At 60.3% G+C, this 15,509-nt stretch carries 18 protein-coding genes; all 18 read left to right on the plus strand.

From position 1 onward, the window contains the following. Positions 1-52: 52 nt before the first annotated feature. Positions 53-379, plus strand: coding sequence for a flagellar hook-basal body complex protein FliE (fliE, locus tag CD58_RS07915; protein ID WP_025212498.1), 327 nt, complete (start codon positions 53-55; stop codon positions 377-379). 15 nt (positions 380-394) lie between these two features. Then, the gene (gene fliF, locus CD58_RS07920; RefSeq protein WP_025212499.1) at positions 395-2,179 is read left to right on the plus strand and encodes a flagellar basal-body MS-ring/collar protein FliF; all 1,785 of its coding nucleotides are present in this window, start codon (positions 395-397) and stop codon (positions 2,177-2,179) included. Beyond that, positions 2,172-3,191: a flagellar motor switch protein FliG gene (gene fliG / locus CD58_RS07925; RefSeq protein ID WP_003184041.1), complete on the plus strand. Its 1,020-nt coding sequence runs from the start codon at positions 2,172-2,174 to the stop codon at positions 3,189-3,191. The genes fliF and fliG overlap by 8 nt, the downstream gene beginning before the upstream one ends. 7 nt (positions 3,192-3,198) lie before the next feature. Then, positions 3,199-4,044 carry a flagellar assembly protein FliH gene (fliH, locus tag CD58_RS07930; RefSeq protein ID WP_025212500.1) on the plus strand — a complete coding sequence of 282 codons (846 nt, stop codon included), beginning with the start codon at positions 3,199-3,201 and terminating at the stop codon, positions 4,042-4,044. Then, the gene (gene fliI, locus CD58_RS07935; protein WP_025212501.1) at positions 4,034-5,392 is read left to right on the plus strand and encodes a flagellar protein export ATPase FliI; all 1,359 of its coding nucleotides are present in this window, start codon (positions 4,034-4,036) and stop codon (positions 5,390-5,392) included. The genes fliH and fliI overlap by 11 nt, the downstream gene beginning before the upstream one ends. 6 nt (positions 5,393-5,398) lie before the next feature. Further along, on the plus strand, positions 5,399-5,848 hold the full coding sequence (fliJ, locus tag CD58_RS07940; protein WP_025212502.1) for a flagellar export protein FliJ: 450 nt from the start codon (positions 5,399-5,401) through the stop codon (positions 5,846-5,848). A gap of 102 nt (positions 5,849-5,950) precedes the next feature. Then, on the plus strand, positions 5,951-6,256 hold the full coding sequence (locus tag CD58_RS07945; RefSeq protein WP_025212503.1) for an STAS domain-containing protein: 306 nt from the start codon (positions 5,951-5,953) through the stop codon (positions 6,254-6,256). Positions 6,257-6,261: 5 nt separating this feature from the next. Beyond that, entirely contained in the window at positions 6,262-7,965 is a 1,704-nt protein-coding gene (locus CD58_RS07950; RefSeq protein ID WP_025212504.1) for an ATP-binding SpoIIE family protein phosphatase, read from the plus strand. A 30-nt stretch (positions 7,966-7,995) separates the two neighbouring features. Then, entirely contained in the window at positions 7,996-8,340 is a 345-nt protein-coding gene (locus tag CD58_RS07955; protein ID WP_025212505.1) for an Hpt domain-containing protein, read from the plus strand. Positions 8,341-8,427: 87 nt separating this feature from the next. Continuing rightward, positions 8,428-9,792 carry a flagellar hook-length control protein FliK gene (locus CD58_RS07960; RefSeq protein WP_025212506.1) on the plus strand — a complete coding sequence of 455 codons (1,365 nt, stop codon included), beginning with the start codon at positions 8,428-8,430 and terminating at the stop codon, positions 9,790-9,792. Positions 9,793-10,025: 233 nt separating this feature from the next. Continuing rightward, complete coding sequence (gene fliL / locus CD58_RS07965) at positions 10,026-10,529, plus strand: flagellar basal body-associated protein FliL (protein ID WP_025212507.1); 504 nt, start codon at positions 10,026-10,028, stop codon at positions 10,527-10,529. Positions 10,530-10,538: 9 nt separating this feature from the next. Next, entirely contained in the window at positions 10,539-11,507 is a 969-nt protein-coding gene (gene fliM, locus CD58_RS07970) for a flagellar motor switch protein FliM (RefSeq protein WP_003184019.1), read from the plus strand. A gap of 69 nt (positions 11,508-11,576) precedes the next feature. Next, on the plus strand, positions 11,577-12,035 hold the full coding sequence (gene fliN, locus CD58_RS07975; RefSeq protein ID WP_003199107.1) for a flagellar motor switch protein FliN: 459 nt from the start codon (positions 11,577-11,579) through the stop codon (positions 12,033-12,035). Between the two features lie 27 nt (positions 12,036-12,062). Continuing rightward, complete coding sequence (gene fliO, locus CD58_RS07980; protein WP_038436779.1) at positions 12,063-12,476, plus strand: flagellar biosynthetic protein FliO; 414 nt, start codon at positions 12,063-12,065, stop codon at positions 12,474-12,476. Then, entirely contained in the window at positions 12,476-13,225 is a 750-nt protein-coding gene (gene fliP, locus CD58_RS07985; protein ID WP_025212509.1) for a flagellar type III secretion system pore protein FliP, read from the plus strand. The genes fliO and fliP overlap by 1 nt, the downstream gene beginning before the upstream one ends. A 23-nt stretch (positions 13,226-13,248) precedes the next feature. Continuing rightward, positions 13,249-13,518, plus strand: a complete 270-nt coding sequence (fliQ, locus tag CD58_RS07990) for a flagellar biosynthesis protein FliQ (protein ID WP_025212510.1) — start codon at positions 13,249-13,251, stop codon at positions 13,516-13,518. Between the two features lie 10 nt (positions 13,519-13,528). Beyond that, positions 13,529-14,305 carry a flagellar biosynthetic protein FliR gene (fliR, locus tag CD58_RS07995; RefSeq protein ID WP_419178823.1) on the plus strand — a complete coding sequence of 259 codons (777 nt, stop codon included), beginning with the start codon at positions 13,529-13,531 and terminating at the stop codon, positions 14,303-14,305. Positions 14,306-14,308: 3 nt separating this feature from the next. Continuing rightward, positions 14,309-15,445 carry a flagellar biosynthesis protein FlhB gene (gene flhB, locus CD58_RS08000; protein WP_025212512.1) on the plus strand — a complete coding sequence of 379 codons (1,137 nt, stop codon included), beginning with the start codon at positions 14,309-14,311 and terminating at the stop codon, positions 15,443-15,445. Positions 15,446-15,509: the final 64 nt, after the last annotated feature.

A 15,509-nucleotide genomic window follows, 5' to 3' on the forward strand; every position in this document is an offset into this window, starting at 1 on the left:
ATACCCGCTGAGTAAGTGTCAAAAAAATGCGGGCCGCCAGAGAGAGTAGACCATGAGCCAAGGTATTGAATTTAATCGGTTGATGCTGGACATGCGATCCATGCAGATGGACGCCATGGCCCAGCCCAAATCGGTCGCGGTCCCACAGGTGGGCGGCAGCAGCTTTTCCGACATGCTCGGTCAGGCCGTCAATAAAGTGAACGATACGCAGCAGGCATCGAACCAATTGGCCAGTGCTTTCGAAATTGGCAAAAGTGGTGTCGACCTGACCGACGTAATGATCTCTTCGCAGAAAGCCACTGTCTCGTTCCAGGCGTTGACCCAGGTTCGCAACAAACTGGTCCAAGCCTATCAAGACATCATGCAGATGCCGGTCTAAGGAAACTATTGAGTCATGGCAGAAGCAGCCGCTGATAACGTTCCGGCCAAGGCCACTCCGATAGACGGCAAACCGCCGCTGTTCGGTCTGTCCTTCCTGGAAAACCTCTCCGAGATGACCATGTTGCGTCAGGTGGGCCTGTTGGTGGGTCTGGCTGCAAGCGTGGCGATTGGTTTTGCCGTGGTGCTGTGGTCCCAGCAGCCGGACTACCGTCCTTTGTACGGCAGCCTGGAAGGCCTGGACGCCAAGCAAGTCATGGAAACCCTGGCTTCCGCCGACATTCCTTACACCGTTGAGCCTAATTCCGGTGCCTTGCTGGTCAAGGCCGATGACGTCGCTCGTGCGCGCCTCAAGCTCGCCGCCGCCGGCGTGACGCCTACCGATGGCAATATCGGTTTCGAGATTCTCGACAAGGATCAGGGCCTGGGCACCAGCCAGTTCATGGAGGCGACCCGTTATCGTCGCGGCCTGGAAGGCGAGCTGGCACGCACCATCTCCAGCCTGAACAACGTCAAGGGTGCCCGCGTGCACCTGGCTATTCCGAAAAGTTCGGTGTTTGTGCGCGATGAGCGCAAGCCAAGTGCTTCGGTCCTGGTGGAACTGTACTCGGGCCGCTCCCTGGAGCCAGGCCAGGTGCTCGCCATCATTAATCTGGTGGCGACCAGCGTACCTGAGTTGAGTAAGTCGCAAATCACTGTGGTCGACCAGAAAGGCAACCTATTGTCTGATCAGGCGGAAAACTCCGAACTGACCATGGCCGGCAAGCAGTTCGATTACAGCCGCCGCATGGAAGGCATGCTGACCCAGCGGGTGCACAACATCCTGCAACCGATCCTGGGTAATGATCGCTATAAGGCAGAGGTTTCGGCCGATCTGGATTTCAGTGCCGTCGAGTCGACGTCCGAGCAGTTCAACCCGGATCAACCGGCGTTGCGCAGCGAACAATCGGTGAACGAACAGCGTACCGCCAGCAATGGCCCGCAAGGTGTGCCGGGGGCCCTGAGCAACCAGCCTCCGTCGCCGGCCAGCGCGCCGCAGACCACTGGTGGCGCCACCGCGGCCGCCGGCATGGTGCAACCGGGCCAGCCACTGATCGACGCAAATGGCCAGCAGATCATGGACCCGGCCACCGGCCAGCCGATGCTGGCGCCGTATCCGGCCGACAAGCGTCAACAGTCGACCAAGAACTTCGAGCTTGACCGTTCCATCAGTCATACCAAGCAACAGCAGGGCCGTTTGAATCGCCTGTCGGTGGCTGTGGTGGTGGACGATCAGGTCAAGGTCAACCCGGCCAACGGCGAAACCAGCCGTGCACCGTGGAGCGCCGACGAATTGGCGCGCTTTACCCGATTGGTGCAGGACGCGGTGGGTTTCGATGCCAGCCGTGGCGACAGCGTCAGCGTGATCAACGTGCCATTCTCCTCGGAGCGCGCTGAAGTCATTGCCGATATTCCGTTTTATTCGCAACCCTGGTTCTGGGATGTGGTCAAGCAAGTATTGGGTGTGCTGTTCATCCTGATCCTGGTGTTTGGCGTGCTGCGCCCGGTGCTCAACAACATTACCGGTGGCGGCAAGAACAAGCAGTTGGCTGGCTTGGGTGATGTAGAGCTGGGAGGCATGGGCGGCCTGGATGGCGAATTGGCCAACGATCGCGTCAGCCTCGGCGGGCCGCAGAGTATTCTGCTGCCAAGCCCGAGCGAAGGCTATGACGCTCAGTTGAACGCCATCAAGAGTCTGGTGGCAGAAGACCCGGGTCGTGTGGCCCAGGTCGTGAAAGAGTGGATTAACGCAGATGAGTGATAATCGAGCCGCTGTTGCCAAATTGTCCCGGGTCGACAAAGCCGCGATTTTGCTGCTGTCCCTGGGGTCGACCGACGCCGCCCAAGTGCTGCGCCACATGGGACCCAAGGAGGTCCAGCGTGTGGGCGTAGCCATGGCGCAGATGGGCAATGTGCACCGTGAGCAGGTCGAACAGGTCATGAGCGAATTCGTCGACATCGTCGGCGATCAGACCAGCCTGGGCGTCGGTTCCGATGACTACGTGCGCAAGATGCTGACCCAGGCGTTGGGTGAGGACAAGGCCAACGGTCTCATCGATCGGATTCTGCTGGGCGGCAATACCAGCGGCCTGGACAGCCTCAAGTGGATGGAGCCGCGCGCCGTTGCCGACGTGATCCGTTACGAGCACCCGCAGATCCAGGCGATCGTGGTGGCTTACCTTGACCCGGACCAGGCTGGCGAAGTGCTGGGTAATTTCGACCATAAAGTGCGGCTGGACATCATTCTGCGGGTGTCTTCGCTCAACACCGTGCAGCCAGCGGCCCTGAAAGAATTGAACCAGATTCTCGAGAAGCAGTTCTCGGGCAATTCCAATGCCTCGCGCACCACCTTGGGTGGCATCAAGCGTGCGGCGGATATCATGAACTTCCTCGACAGTTCGATCGAAGGTCAGTTGATGGATTCGATCCGCGAAGTCGACGAAGACCTGTCCGGTCAGATCGAAGACCTCATGTTCGTGTTCAACAACCTGTCGGACGTCGACGACCGTGGCATCCAGGCACTGTTGCGCGAAGTGTCCTCCGATGTGCTGGTGCTGGCCCTCAAGGGTTCGGACGAAGGCGTCAAGGAGAAGATCTTCAAGAACATGTCCAAACGGGCGGCCGAACTGTTGCGCGACGACCTCGAGGCCAAAGGCCCGGTGCGCGTCAGCGACGTGGAAACCGCACAGAAGGAAATCCTCACCATCGCCCGCCGTATGGCCGAAGCCGGAGAGATCGTTCTCGGTGGCAAGGGCGGCGAAGAGATGATCTAAGGTCGTTATGTCCGCCAAGAGTGATGAGTCACCCAGCGACTTGATCCGCGCCCGGGACGTCGGTGGTTTCGACGTCTGGTCGCTGCCCAGCTTCGATCCCCACGTGCCCGAGCCTGAACCTGCGCCGGTGGAAGAACTGCCGGAGATGGAGGAGGTGCCGCTGGAGGAAGTCCAGCCACTGACCCTCGAAGAAGTCGAAAGCATTCGCCAGGAGGCCTACAACGAAGGCTTCGCCGTGGGTGAGAAAGAAGGTTTCCACAGCACCACGCTCAAGGTCCGTCAGGAAGCCGACGTGGCGCTGACGGCCAAGCTGCGTGCGCTGGAATCGCTGATGCACAACCTGTTCGAGCCCATCGCCGAGCAGGACACCCAGATCGAGAAATCCCTGGTGGGTTTGGTGCAACACATCGCCAAACAGGTGATCCAGCGTGAATTGGCCATCGATTCGAACCAGATCGAACACGTCATGCGCGAAGCCCTCAAGCTATTGCCGCTAGGCGTAGGCAACGTGCGGTTGTACATCAATCCCCAGGATTTCGAGCTGGTCAAAGCCTTGCGCGAGCGTCATGAAGAAACCTGGCGCATCGTCGAGGATGCTGCGTTGCTACCGGGTGGTTGCCGCGTGGAGACCGAGCACAGCCGTATCGACGCGACGGTGGAAACCCGCATCAGCCAGGTCATGGCCAAGCTGTTCGATCAATTGCACGAGCAGGCCCTGCACCCGGCCGCTGCCGATTTGAGCCTGGAGTTGCCGGACGAACCTTTGATCGCCGCTGATAACGATCTGGGCGACGCTGCACCGGATATTTCTGAACTGAATGTTCCTGCACTGGACGGTCGCGATGCGCCTTGAGCGAACCAGTTTCGGCAAGCGCCTGGGCAGCTACGCCGAGGCCACCGAACTGGCCGGCCAGCCGATCCTGGAAGGGCGCCTGCTGCGCATGGTCGGCCTGACTTTGGAGGCCGAAGGCCTGCGGGCCGCCATGGGCAGTCGCTGCATGGTGATCAACGACGACAGCTATCACCCGGTGCAGGTCGAAGCCGAAGTCATGGGTTTTTCCGGCAGCAAAGTATTTTTGATGCCGGTGGGCAGTGTCGCCGGCATCGCACCTGGCGCGCGCGTGGTGCCCCTGGCCGATACGGGGCGGCTGCCCATGGGGATGGGCATGCTCGGGCGTGTGCTGGACGGGGCTGGGCGTGCCTTGGACGGCAAGGGCGGGATGAAGGCTGAGGACTGGGTGCCGATGGACGGCCCGACGATCAACCCCCTCAAGCGCGACCCCATCAGCGTACCGCTGGACGTGGGCATTCGTTGCATCAACGGTTTATTGACAGTGGGACGCGGCCAGCGTCTGGGCCTGTTCGCCGGTACCGGGGTGGGCAAGAGTGTGCTGCTGGGCATGATGACCCGTTTCACTGAAGCCGACATCATCGTAGTGGGGCTGATCGGCGAGCGGGGTCGCGAGGTGAAGGAATTCATCGAACACATCCTGGGCGAAGAAGGGCTCAAGCGTTCGGTGGTCGTGGCCTCGCCGGCGGACGACGCGCCGTTGATGCGGTTGCGGGCCGCCATGTACTGCACCCGTATCGCCGAATATTTTCGCGACAAGGGCAAGAATGTCTTGTTGCTGATGGATTCACTGACCCGTTTCGCCCAGGCCCAGCGGGAAATCGCCCTGGCCATTGGCGAACCACCGGCTACCAAGGGTTATCCACCTTCGGTGTTCGCCAAGCTGCCGAAACTGGTGGAACGCGCCGGTAACGCGGAAAAGGGCGGCGGTTCGATCACGGCGTTCTATACCGTGCTGTCTGAAGGCGACGACCAGCAGGATCCGATTGCCGACTCCGCGCGGGGCGTGCTCGACGGTCACATTGTGTTGTCCAGGCGCCTGGCCGAGGAAGGGCATTACCCGGCCATCGACATCGAGGCGTCCATCAGCCGGGTCATGCCGTCGGTCATCAGTGCCGAGCACATGAAGCGGGCCCAGCAGTTCAAGCAGTATTGGTCGCGCTATCAGCAAAGCCGTGACCTGATCAGCGTCGGCGCCTATGTGCCTGGCGGTGATCGTGAGACCGACACCGCCATCAATCTTTATCCGGCCATGGCCGTTTACCTGCGCCAGAGTCTGAACGACAACATCGGCATGGGCGCCAGCGAAGCGCACCTGCAGAGCATCTTCACCCCGGTTGCAGGCACGTAACCGGCCATGGCCACGAGTCGTGCGGCGCGCCTGGCACCGGTGGTGGACATGGCGGAAAAAGCCGAGAAAACCGCTGTCCAGCGGTTGGCGTATTTCCAGGGGCAGGTCAAGGTTGCCGAGAGTAAACTGGCGGACCTTGAAAACTTTCGCCTCGAATATCAAGAACAATGGATCGCCCGTGGCAGCCACGGAGTCTCCGGGCAGTGGCTGCTGGGTTACCAAGGGTTTCTTGCACAGTTGGGCACCGCTATCGACCAGCAGCGGCAAAGCCTGGTCTGGCACCAGAACAACCTGGAAAAGGCCCGCCAGAGCTGGCAGGAAGCTTTCGCCCGGGTCGAAGGGCTGCGCAAATTGGTGCAGCGCTACATTGATGAAGCGCGGCAACTGGAAGACAAGCGTGAGCAGAAACTGCTGGATGAGTTGTCCCAGCGTCTGCCGCGTCAGGATCCGTATTGATCATGAGTCGGGGTTTTGTCGGTTGAATGAGCCAAAACCTTGCTCAGACCTCTACCAGATGCTAAACCTTGTACACGTATGTCCATGACAAGGAAGCCAACTATGTCAGTTGTTACCGAAGTATCCGACGATGGGAAAAAACTGACGATTTCGGTCGAAGGTCGATTCGATTTCGGACGGCATCAGGAATTTCGTGAGTCCTACGAGAGGCTTAATACAAAGCCCGATTCCATTGTGGTGGACCTGAAGAAAGCCACTTACCTGGACAGTTCTGCCTTGGGCATGCTCTTGCTGTTGCGCGATCATGCCGGTGGCGACGATTCGGATATCCGGGTCGTCAACAGCAGCAGCGACGTCAAGAAAATCCTCGCGATCTCCAACTTCGACAAGCTGTTCGACATCAGTTGATCACCATGCAATCGTCGGAACCGCTGACGGTCCTGATTGCCGAAGACAGTGCCGCTGACCGACTGCTGTTGTCGACTATTGTCCGCCGCCAGGGCCATCACGTGCTCACCGCGGCCGATGGCGCCGAGGCGGTCGAAGTCTATCTGGAGCAGCGCCCGCACCTGGTGTTGATGGATGCGATGATGCCGGTGATGGATGGCTTCGAGGCCGCACAAAGAATCAAACAGTTGGCCGGGGACCAGTTGGTCCCGATCATTTTCCTCACGTCATTGACCGAAAGCGAAGCCTTGGCCCGTTGCCTGGAGGCCGGCGGTGACGATTTCCTGGCCAAACCCTATAACCAGGTGATCCTGGCCGCCAAGATCAAGGCCATGGACCGCTTGCGTCGATTGCAAGCCACCGTCGTGGAGCAGCGTGACCAGATCGCCCGGCACCATGACTACCTGCTTAACGAGCAGCGGGTCGCCAAGGCCGTGTTCGACAAAATCGCCCATTCCGGCTGCCTGAGCGCGCCGAACATCCGTTACCTGCAATCACCCTATGCCCTGTTCAATGGCGATTTGCTGCTGGCCGCGTTCAACCCGGCCGGTGACATGCACATCCTTTTGGGGGATTTCACTGGCCACGGCCTGCCGGCGGCGGTCGGCGCGATGCCGCTGGCGGAGGTGTTCTACGGGATGACCGCCAAAGGCTACGGCCTGGCGCAGATCCTGCGGGAGATGAATGCCAAGCTCAAACGTATCCTGCCGGTGGATATGTTCTGTTGCGCGACGCTGCTGTGCCTGAGCTTCGAGCGTTGCACGGTGGAGGTCTGGAACGGCGGCATGCCCGATGGTTACCTGCATGACAGCCTCACTGGCGTGCGTACGCCATTGCCGGCGCGGCACCTGCCATTGGGCGTGCTCAAGCCGCAGTTATTCGATGACCGCACTGAAGTGCATCCGATGGCGCTGGGGGACCGGGTATTCCTGTTGTCCGACGGTGTGATCGAGACCAGTGACGACCACGACCAGCCGTTTGGCGTGGAGGGGTTGCAGCAGGTGTTCGCGGCGAACCGTGAGCCTGACCGTCTTTTCGAAGATATTCAGCAGGCGCTCCGAGACTTTCGCGGCGAGGCCCGGGACGATTTCAGCATGGTGGAGGTGCGTCTGGTCGCCCCAGGGCAACTCAACCCGCCGCCGCCGGTCTATTCCGATAGCGGACAATCCAGCCCGCTGGACTGGTCGGTGACCTTCGAGTTTCGAGCGCAGACCCTCAAGCGGTTTAACCCCATGCCGTACCTGCTGCAGTTGCTGCTTGAGGTTCATGGGCTCAGAGCCCAGAGTGGTGCCCTGTACAGCGTAATGTCCGAACTCTATTCCAATGCGCTGGAGCATGGGGTGCTGGGGCTCGATTCGAGCATCAAGCATGACGCGTCGGGTTTTGCGCAGTACTACAGGGAACGCAATGCGCGCCTGGATGAGCTGAGTGATGGTAACGTGCGGGTGCATTTGCACGTCACGCCCCACGGCGACGGTGGACGCCTGGTCGTCGAGGTGGAAGACAGCGGTCAGGGTTTCGATGTGGCCCGGGTGCTGGCGCGGCCATTGGACAGTGATCGGTTGTCGGGACGCGGCGTGAGTCTGGTACGCCAGTTGAGCCATCAGGCTTGTTGGTCCGACGATGGTCGTAGTGCACGCGTGGAGTTTTTCTGGGAGGCTCTGGCATAATCGGGCCATTCTTGATCAGGGAGCGAACAAGTGAGTGAGATTCATCTGGACCGCGATGTGCTCAGCACATTGAAGGAAGTCATGGAGGATGGCTATCTGGAGTTGCTGGATACGTTCCTCAACGATTCCGAAGCCCGCCTGCGGGTGCTGCATGAAGCCCGGGACGCTGAAAAACTAAGCGCCACGGCCCACAGCTTCAAAGGCAGCAGCAGTAATATGGGCGCCATCCGCCTGGCCGAGCTGTGCGCAGAGTTGGAACAGCGTGCCAAGCAGCCGTCATTGGGCGGTATCGAGAAATTGGTCAGCGAAATCGACAGCGAGTTTGCCCATGTGCGAAACCTTTGCAGGGAAGAGCGCGAAGGCTTTCACTGCTGAGAACTGAGCGTCGTGCAGCCGTTGGCCCGTCCCTTGCATTGTCCTCTCCACCTGTACCTATGATTCCAGTGCAGCGGAGATCTTTTTATGCCCGTTATGCCCAATACACTGCTCCAGGCCAATGCCCAGGCCAAGCCCCAGGCGACTGTCAATTCACCGGCAGTCACCCCTGAGCGCGGGGATAAAGCCTCCAACTTCGCACAGGTCTTCGCCCAGCAGGCGCCCGCCAAATCATCGGCGGCCCCGGAGCCGGCGGTGAAACAGGTTCGCGACAAGTCTTCCGACAACACCGTCAAAAAGGAGGCCGGCAACGAAACCGCTGCCGCCCCGGAACCGACGGTTGCCGATAGCGGCAAACCCTTGCCCGCAGACAAGCCGGCCACTGCCGACGATCAGGCCGCCAGCGACGACAGCGGCGAAAAGGCTGAAACTCCGGTAGCGGAGGCTGTGCCTGTCGATCCGACACTTGATCCTGCGTTGCTCCCGGGCGTGGTTGCGCCAGTCGCTACCGTTGAGCCGGAGCCTGCGCCTATGGTGGTCACGACTGAGCCCCAAGTCGCCGTTGCGGTGTCGGGCCCGGTTGCTCCCGCGCCAGTTGCGGCCCCGGTGGTCGATCCAGCGTTCGACCCTCAAGCTGATCCACTCGATGCATTGCCGGCTTTGCGGTTGGCGATGGAGCAGGGCGGTCACGTTTCCGCTTCCAGCCAGGCGCAGTCCAAAACCGCCGCCGCCGCGGCATCGCTCGACGGTGAGCCGACTTCGGCCCAGACCTTCGCCGCGGGCATGGCGAACATGCTCGCTGTGCAAGCCGATCAGAACAGCACCGAATCTGGCAGCCAGGGCGGCGACACGGCGTTCAGCGGCTTGATCAGCGACGGCCTCAAGGACCTCACCGCCGCTTCCAGTGACACCCGCGTGGACGACTTCGCCAACCGCCTGGCGGCGCTGACCCAGGCTGCCACGCCAAAAACGGCCAACGCGGTGCCGGTCAACCAGCCTATCGCGATGAATCAGAGCGGTTGGACCGAAGAAGTGGTCAACCGGGTGATGTATCTGTCCAGCGTCAATCTCAAGGCGGCCGATATCCAGTTGCAACCCGCCGAGCTCGGGCGCCTGGATATCCGGGTGAACATGGTTCCGGACCAGCAGACCCAGGTCACCTTCATGAGCGCCCATCCTGGCGTGCGCGAAGCCCTCGAAGGCCAGATGCATCGCCTGCGGGACAGTTTTGCCCAGCAGGGCATGGGCCAGGTCGACGTCAGCGTGTCCGATCAGTCTCGCGGCTCGCAGAACCCGGATCAGCAAGCGCAGCAGCAGGCCCAGGCCGGTCGTATTACGTCGAGTGGTGGACGGGTGGATTCGGCAGATGAACACCTGCCAGCCAGCATCGCTGAGGTGGCAGCCAGCACCACCAGCGTCATTGGCTCCAGCGCAGTCGATTACTACGCCTGATCCAGCGCTGTAACTCCTGTGGGAGCGGGCTTGCTCGCGAAAGCGGTTTGTCAGTTGACGATGATGTCGACTGCTACTCAGCCTTCGCGAGCAAGCCCGCTCCCACATTGGTTTAGGGCGTCTTGGAGTTCGCATCCTGCCCTCGATCCTTATTCCCAAACATTTCTGGCATAACACTTGCTCCTGCCTTGCCGTGCAACAGTGAAAACCCCGATTAGTGACGGATTATTGGCATGGCGAAGAGTGAAGCAGCAGCTGTAAAAGACCCTGCAACCAAAGGCAAGCTCAAGCTGATCATCATGATCGTGGTGGGTTTGCTCCTGGCGATCGGTGTGTCCGTGGGGGCGACCTGGTATTTCATGCACAGCGCTCAAAGCAAGCCTGCGGCAGTGGTCGAAGCCGCGCCGGTGGGTAAGCAGCCGGCGGTTTTCGAACCCATGGCGCCGGCCTTTGTGGCCAACTACACCCAGAATGGCCGCCAACGCTACATGCAGGTGAGCATTACCCTGCTCGGTCGCAACCAGGCTGACCTGGAAGCGCTGCGGGTGCACATGCCGCTGATCCGCAACAATCTGGTCATGCTGTTTTCCGGACAGAATTTCGACACCCTGGCCACTCCGGTCGGCCAGGAAATGCTGCGTCAGAAAGCCACTGCCAGCGTGCAGGAAGTGGCTCAGAAAGAGCTCGGCAAAGTGGTGATCGAACAGTTGCTCTTCACTAACTTCGTATTGCAGTAGGAGCACGACATGGCCGTGCAGGACCTGTTGTCCCAGGACGAAATCGACGCGCTGTTGCATGGTGTCGACGATGGCCTGGTGCAGACCGAAAACGCTGCTGAACCGGGCAGCGTCAAAAGCTACGACCTGACCAGCCAGGATCGCATCGTTCGCGGACGGATGCCGACCCTGGAAATGATCAACGAGCGTTTCGCCCGGTACACCCGTATCAGCATGTTCAACATGCTGCGCCGCTCGGCTGATGTGGCCGTCGGTGGCGTGCAGGTAATGAAGTTCGGTGAATACGTGCACTCGCTGTACGTACCCACCAGCCTCAACCTGGTGAAAATCAAGCCGTTGCGCGGCACGGCGCTGTTCATCCTCGACGCCAAGCTGGTGTTCAAACTGGTGGACAACTTCTTTGGCGGTGACGGTCGTCACGCCAAGATCGAAGGGCGTGAGTTCACCCCGACCGAGCTGCGGGTGGTGCGCATGGTGCTGGAGCAGGCCTTCGTCGATCTGAAGGAGGCCTGGCAGGCGATCATGGAAGTGAACTTCGAGTACATCAACTCGGAAGTGAACCCGGCCATGGCCAACATCGTCGGCCCGAGCGAAGCCATCGTGGTCTCGACCTTTCACATAGAACTCGACGGCGGTGGCGGCGACCTGCACGTGACCATGCCGTACTCGATGATCGAGCCGGTGCGCGAAATGCTCGACGCCGGTTTCCAGTCGGACCTCGACGATCAGGACGAGCGCTGGATCAACGCCTTGCGCCAGGACGTGCTGGATGTCGACGTGCCGATCGGTGCGACGGTCGCCCGCCGCCAACTGCGCTTGCGGGACATCCTGCACATGCAGCCGGGGGACATCATCCCCGTCGAAATGCCTGAAGACATGATCATGCGCGCCAATGGCGTGCCGGCCTTCAAGGTCAAGATGGGCTCTCACAAAGGCAACCTGGCGTTGCAGGTGATCGAGCCGATCGAACGCCGCTGAGCGGTGTCGAACGCCTAAGTTTTAACGCGTTTTAACGTTTAACTGATTTTTGCCCGCCGAGGACACATGATGGCTGACGATATGAATACCCAGGATGACCAGGCGCTGGCCGACGAATGGGCTGCGGCCCTGGAAGAAACCGGCGATGCCGGGCAAGCCGACATCGACGCCTTGCTGGCGGCCGACACCGGCGCTCACGCGTCCAGCCGCCTGCAGATGGAAGAGTTCGGCAGCGTGCCGAAAAGTCATGAGCCGGTAACGCTCGACGGCCCCAACCTGGATGTGATCCTTGACATCCCAGTGTCGATTTCCATGGAAGTGGGCAGCACCGACATCAACATTCGCAACCTGCTGCAGCTCAACCAGGGTTCTGTGATCGAGTTGGACCGCCTGGCCGGTGAGCCATTGGACGTGTTGGTCAACGGCACCCTGATCGCCCACGGCGAAGTAGTGGTGGTCAACGAGAAGTTCGGCATTCGCCTGACGGACGTGATCAGCCCGAGCGAACGCATCAAGAAGCTGCGCTAAGTGAAAGGTTTCTTCGCAGCAGCCTTGATGCTGCCGTTCAGCGTGCTGGCGGCCGAGCCGGTTGCCACGGCGGCCGCTGCACCTGTAGTGGGCAGCAGTGGTGTGGCTGGGCAATTGGCGCAGTTGGTGCTTGGCCTGTTGCTGGTGCTGGGCTTGATCTTCTTTCTCGCCTGGCTCTTGCGGCGCGTGCAACAGGCGGGGCCGGCTGGCAAAGGGCAGGTCATCGACATCGTCGGTTCCCGCGCGCTTGGCCCGCGCGACCGGCTGGTGCTGGTGCAGGTCGGCAATGAGCAGATTTTGCTGGGCTTGAGCCCGGGCACCATTACGGCGTTGCACGTCCTCAAGGAGCCAGTGCAGGTGCCCTCCGCCGAGCAGGCCAGTCCCGAATTTGCGCAGCGTCTCATGGAGCTGCTGGGTAAAGATCAGAAGGATAAAAAGTAATGCCGTTGCGCATTCTGTTGGCGTTGGCCCTGATGCTGGCCGCACCGTTGGCGTTCGCCGCTGATCCGCTGTCGATTCCGGCGATTACGCTGGGTACCAACGCCGAAGGGGCTCAGGAGTACTCGGTCAGCCTGCAGATCCTGCTGATCATGACTGCGCTGAGCTTCATTCCGGCGTTCGTCATGCTGATGACCAGTTTCACCCGGATCATCATCGTCTTTTCGATCCTGCGCCAAGCCTTGGGCCTGCAGCAGACGCCGTCGAACCAGATCCTCACTGGCATGGCGCTGTTCCTGACCATGTTCATCATGGCCCCGGTCTTCGACCGGGTGAATCAGGATGCACTGCAACCGTATCTGGCGGAAAAACTTACCGCCCAGGATGCCGTGGCCAAGGCCGAAGTGCCGATCAAGGATTTCATGCTGGCCCAGACCCGCAGCAGCGATCTGGAATTGTTCATGCGCCTGTCCAAGCGCACCGACATCGCCAGTCCCGATCAGGCGCCCTTGACTATTCTGGTGCCGGCGTTCGTGACATCCGAGCTGAAAACCGCGTTCCAGATCGGTTTCATGATTTTCATCCCGTTCCTGATCATCGACCTGGTGGTCGCCAGCGTGCTGATGGCCATGGGTATGATGATGCTGTCGCCGCTGATCATTTCCCTGCCATTCAAGATCATGCTGTTCGTGCTGGTGGATGGCTGGGCGCTGATCATCGGTACCCTGGCGGGCAGTTTCGGCGGTGTTTAGACCATTTGTGCGGGTAGGACGATATGACGCCTGAAGTAGCGGTAGACCTGTTCCGTGAAGCGCTCTGGCTGACCACCATGATGGTCGCCATCCTGGTGATCCCCAGTCTGCTGGTGGGGTTGCTGGTGGCGATGTTCCAGGCCGCCACCCAGATCAACGAGCAGACCTTGAGCTTCCTGCCGCGCCTTCTGGTGATGCTGGTCACCCTGATCGTCGCCGGTCCCTGGATGGTGCAATCCTTCATGGAATACATCCAGCAGTTGTACGGCAGTATTCCGCAGTTGATCGGCTGAGCGTATGTCGATGCTCGCGTTGACGGACACCCAGATCAGTACCTGGGTGGCTTCGTTCATCCTGCCGCTGTTTCGCGTCACTGCGGTACTGATGAGCATGCCGGTCTTCGGCACGACCCTGGTACCGGGCCGCGTGAGGCTCTATTTCGCCTTGGCAATCACCGTGGTCATCGCGCCCGGGCTGCCGCCGATGCCGCCAGTCAATGCCCTTGATCTCAGCGCGCTGATGCTGGTGGCCGAGCAGATCCTCATTGGCGTCTTGATGGGGTTCTCGCTGCAGCTGTTTTTCCAGGCATTCGTGGTGGCCGGGCAAATCATTTCGATCCAGATGGGCATGGCCTTCGCATCCATGGTCGACCCGACCAATGGCGTGACGACGGCGGTGATCGGGCAGTTCCTGACGATGCTGGTGACGCTGTTGTTCCTCGGCATGAACGGGCATCTGGTGGTATTCGAGGTGTTGACCGAGAGTTTTACCACCTTGCCGGTGGGCAGTGCGTTCCTGATCAATCATTTCTGGGAGATCGCCGGCAAGCTCGGCTGGGTCCTGGGGGCGGCGATGGTGTTGGTATTGCCTGCGATCACCGCGTTGCTGGTGGTGAACATTGCCTTTGGCGTGATGACCCGGGCGGCGCCGCAACTGAACATTTTTTCCATCGGTTTCCCGCTGACCCTTGTGCTGGGCATGGTGATCTTCTGGGTCAGCATGGGGGATATTCTCAACCAATATCAGCCGCTGGCCACCCAGGCCTTGCAGCTGTTACGCGACATGGCACAGGCGCGCTGAACCATGGCTGAGAGCGAGAGTGGTCAGGACAAGACAGAAGACCCCACGGAGAAGCGCAAGAAGGAGTCCCGGGAAAAGGGTGAGATCGCCCGTTCCAAGGAACTCAATACGCTGGCGGTGATGCTGGCCGGGGCGGGCGGGTTGCTGATTTATGGTGGCGGCTTGGCCTTGGACCTACTGGAAATCATGCGGCTGAACTTCTCTCTGCCCCGCGAGGTGCTGCTCACTCCGGGCACTATGGGGCAGTATCTCCTGCACTCGGGCAAAATTGCGATTCTAGCGGTGCAGCCGGTACTGATCTTCTTGCTGTTCGCCGCCATTATCGGTCCGATTTCCCTGGGCGGCTGGTTGTTTGCCGCCGGTAGCCTGGCCCCCAAGTTCAGTCGGATGAATCCGGCCGCTGGCCTCAAGCGTATGTTTTCTACCACGGCGCTGATGGAGCTGCTCAAGGCTTTTGGAAAATTTCTGCTGGTCCTGTTCGTTGCATTGACCGTGTTGCAGTCCGACATCGACGACCTGCTGCGCATCGCCCATGAGCCGCTGGAGCAGGCCATCATCCATAGTGTGCAACTGGTGGGTTGGAGCACGTTGTGGATGGCCTGCGGCCTGATCCTGATCGCCGCCATCGACGTGCCGATCCAGCTGTATCAGAGCAAGCAGAAGCTGATGATGACCAAGCAGGAAATACGCGACGAGTATAAGGATCAGGAGGGTAAGCCGGAGGTCAAGCAGCGCATTCGCCAGTTGCAGCGTGAGGTGTCCCAGCGGCGGATGATGGCGGCGATTCCCGACGCTGATGTGGTTATTACCAACCCGACTCACTATGCCGTGGCGCTCAAATACGACCCCGACAAAGGCAACGCCCCGGTGTTGCTGGCCAAGGGCAGTGACTTCCTGGCGTTGAAAATCCGTGAGATCGCCGTGGCCAATGAAGTGATGCTGCTCGAATCCCCGGCCCTGGCGCGGTCGATTTACTACTCCACTGAACTCGACCAGGAAATCCCCGGTGGCCTGTACCTGGCCGTGGCCCAGGTGCTGGCCTACGTCTACCAGATCCGCCAACACCGCGCGGGTAAGGGCAAGCGCCCCGAGCCGCTCAAGGACTTGCCGATCCCGCCGGATTTGCGGCGGGATTCTTGAGGTCGGCTAATCCGTAGGATTATTGCGCTTGGAGTGCAGATGCTATGCACCTGTTAGTTCTGAC

The sequence above is a fragment of the Pseudomonas brassicacearum genome (genome assembly GCF_000585995.1).
Classification (GTDB): domain Bacteria; phylum Pseudomonadota; class Gammaproteobacteria; order Pseudomonadales; family Pseudomonadaceae; genus Aquipseudomonas; species Aquipseudomonas brassicacearum_A.

What these genes read in the sequence shown, in the direction of transcription:
- CD58_RS07950 (WP_025212504.1), top strand. Translation starts at nt 6,262, where the DNA reads ATGCAATCGTCGGAACCGCTGACGGTCCTGATTGCCGAAGACAGTGCC.
- fliE (WP_025212498.1), top strand. Translation starts at nt 53, where the DNA reads ATGAGCCAAGGTATTGAATTTAATCGGTTGATGCTGGACATGCGATCC.
- fliJ (WP_025212502.1), top strand. Translation starts at nt 5,399, where the DNA reads ATGGCCACGAGTCGTGCGGCGCGCCTGGCACCGGTGGTGGACATGGCG.
- CD58_RS07945 (WP_025212503.1), top strand. Translation starts at nt 5,951, where the DNA reads ATGTCAGTTGTTACCGAAGTATCCGACGATGGGAAAAAACTGACGATT.
- fliI (WP_025212501.1), top strand. Translation starts at nt 4,034, where the DNA reads ATGCGCCTTGAGCGAACCAGTTTCGGCAAGCGCCTGGGCAGCTACGCC.
- flhB (WP_025212512.1), top strand. Translation starts at nt 14,309, where the DNA reads ATGGCTGAGAGCGAGAGTGGTCAGGACAAGACAGAAGACCCCACGGAG.
- fliP (WP_025212509.1), top strand. Translation starts at nt 12,476, where the DNA reads ATGCCGTTGCGCATTCTGTTGGCGTTGGCCCTGATGCTGGCCGCACCG.
- fliG (WP_003184041.1), top strand. Translation starts at nt 2,172, where the DNA reads ATGAGTGATAATCGAGCCGCTGTTGCCAAATTGTCCCGGGTCGACAAA.
- fliN (WP_003199107.1), top strand. Translation starts at nt 11,577, where the DNA reads ATGGCTGACGATATGAATACCCAGGATGACCAGGCGCTGGCCGACGAA.
- fliO (WP_038436779.1), top strand. Translation starts at nt 12,063, where the DNA reads ATGCTGCCGTTCAGCGTGCTGGCGGCCGAGCCGGTTGCCACGGCGGCC.
- fliQ (WP_025212510.1), top strand. Translation starts at nt 13,249, where the DNA reads ATGACGCCTGAAGTAGCGGTAGACCTGTTCCGTGAAGCGCTCTGGCTG.
- fliL (WP_025212507.1), top strand. Translation starts at nt 10,026, where the DNA reads ATGGCGAAGAGTGAAGCAGCAGCTGTAAAAGACCCTGCAACCAAAGGC.
- fliR (WP_419178823.1), top strand. Translation starts at nt 13,529, where the DNA reads ATGCTCGCGTTGACGGACACCCAGATCAGTACCTGGGTGGCTTCGTTC.
- fliF (WP_025212499.1), top strand. Translation starts at nt 395, where the DNA reads ATGGCAGAAGCAGCCGCTGATAACGTTCCGGCCAAGGCCACTCCGATA.
- fliM (WP_003184019.1), top strand. Translation starts at nt 10,539, where the DNA reads ATGGCCGTGCAGGACCTGTTGTCCCAGGACGAAATCGACGCGCTGTTG.
- fliH (WP_025212500.1), top strand. Translation starts at nt 3,199, where the DNA reads ATGTCCGCCAAGAGTGATGAGTCACCCAGCGACTTGATCCGCGCCCGG.
- CD58_RS07960 (WP_025212506.1), top strand. Translation starts at nt 8,428, where the DNA reads ATGCCCGTTATGCCCAATACACTGCTCCAGGCCAATGCCCAGGCCAAG.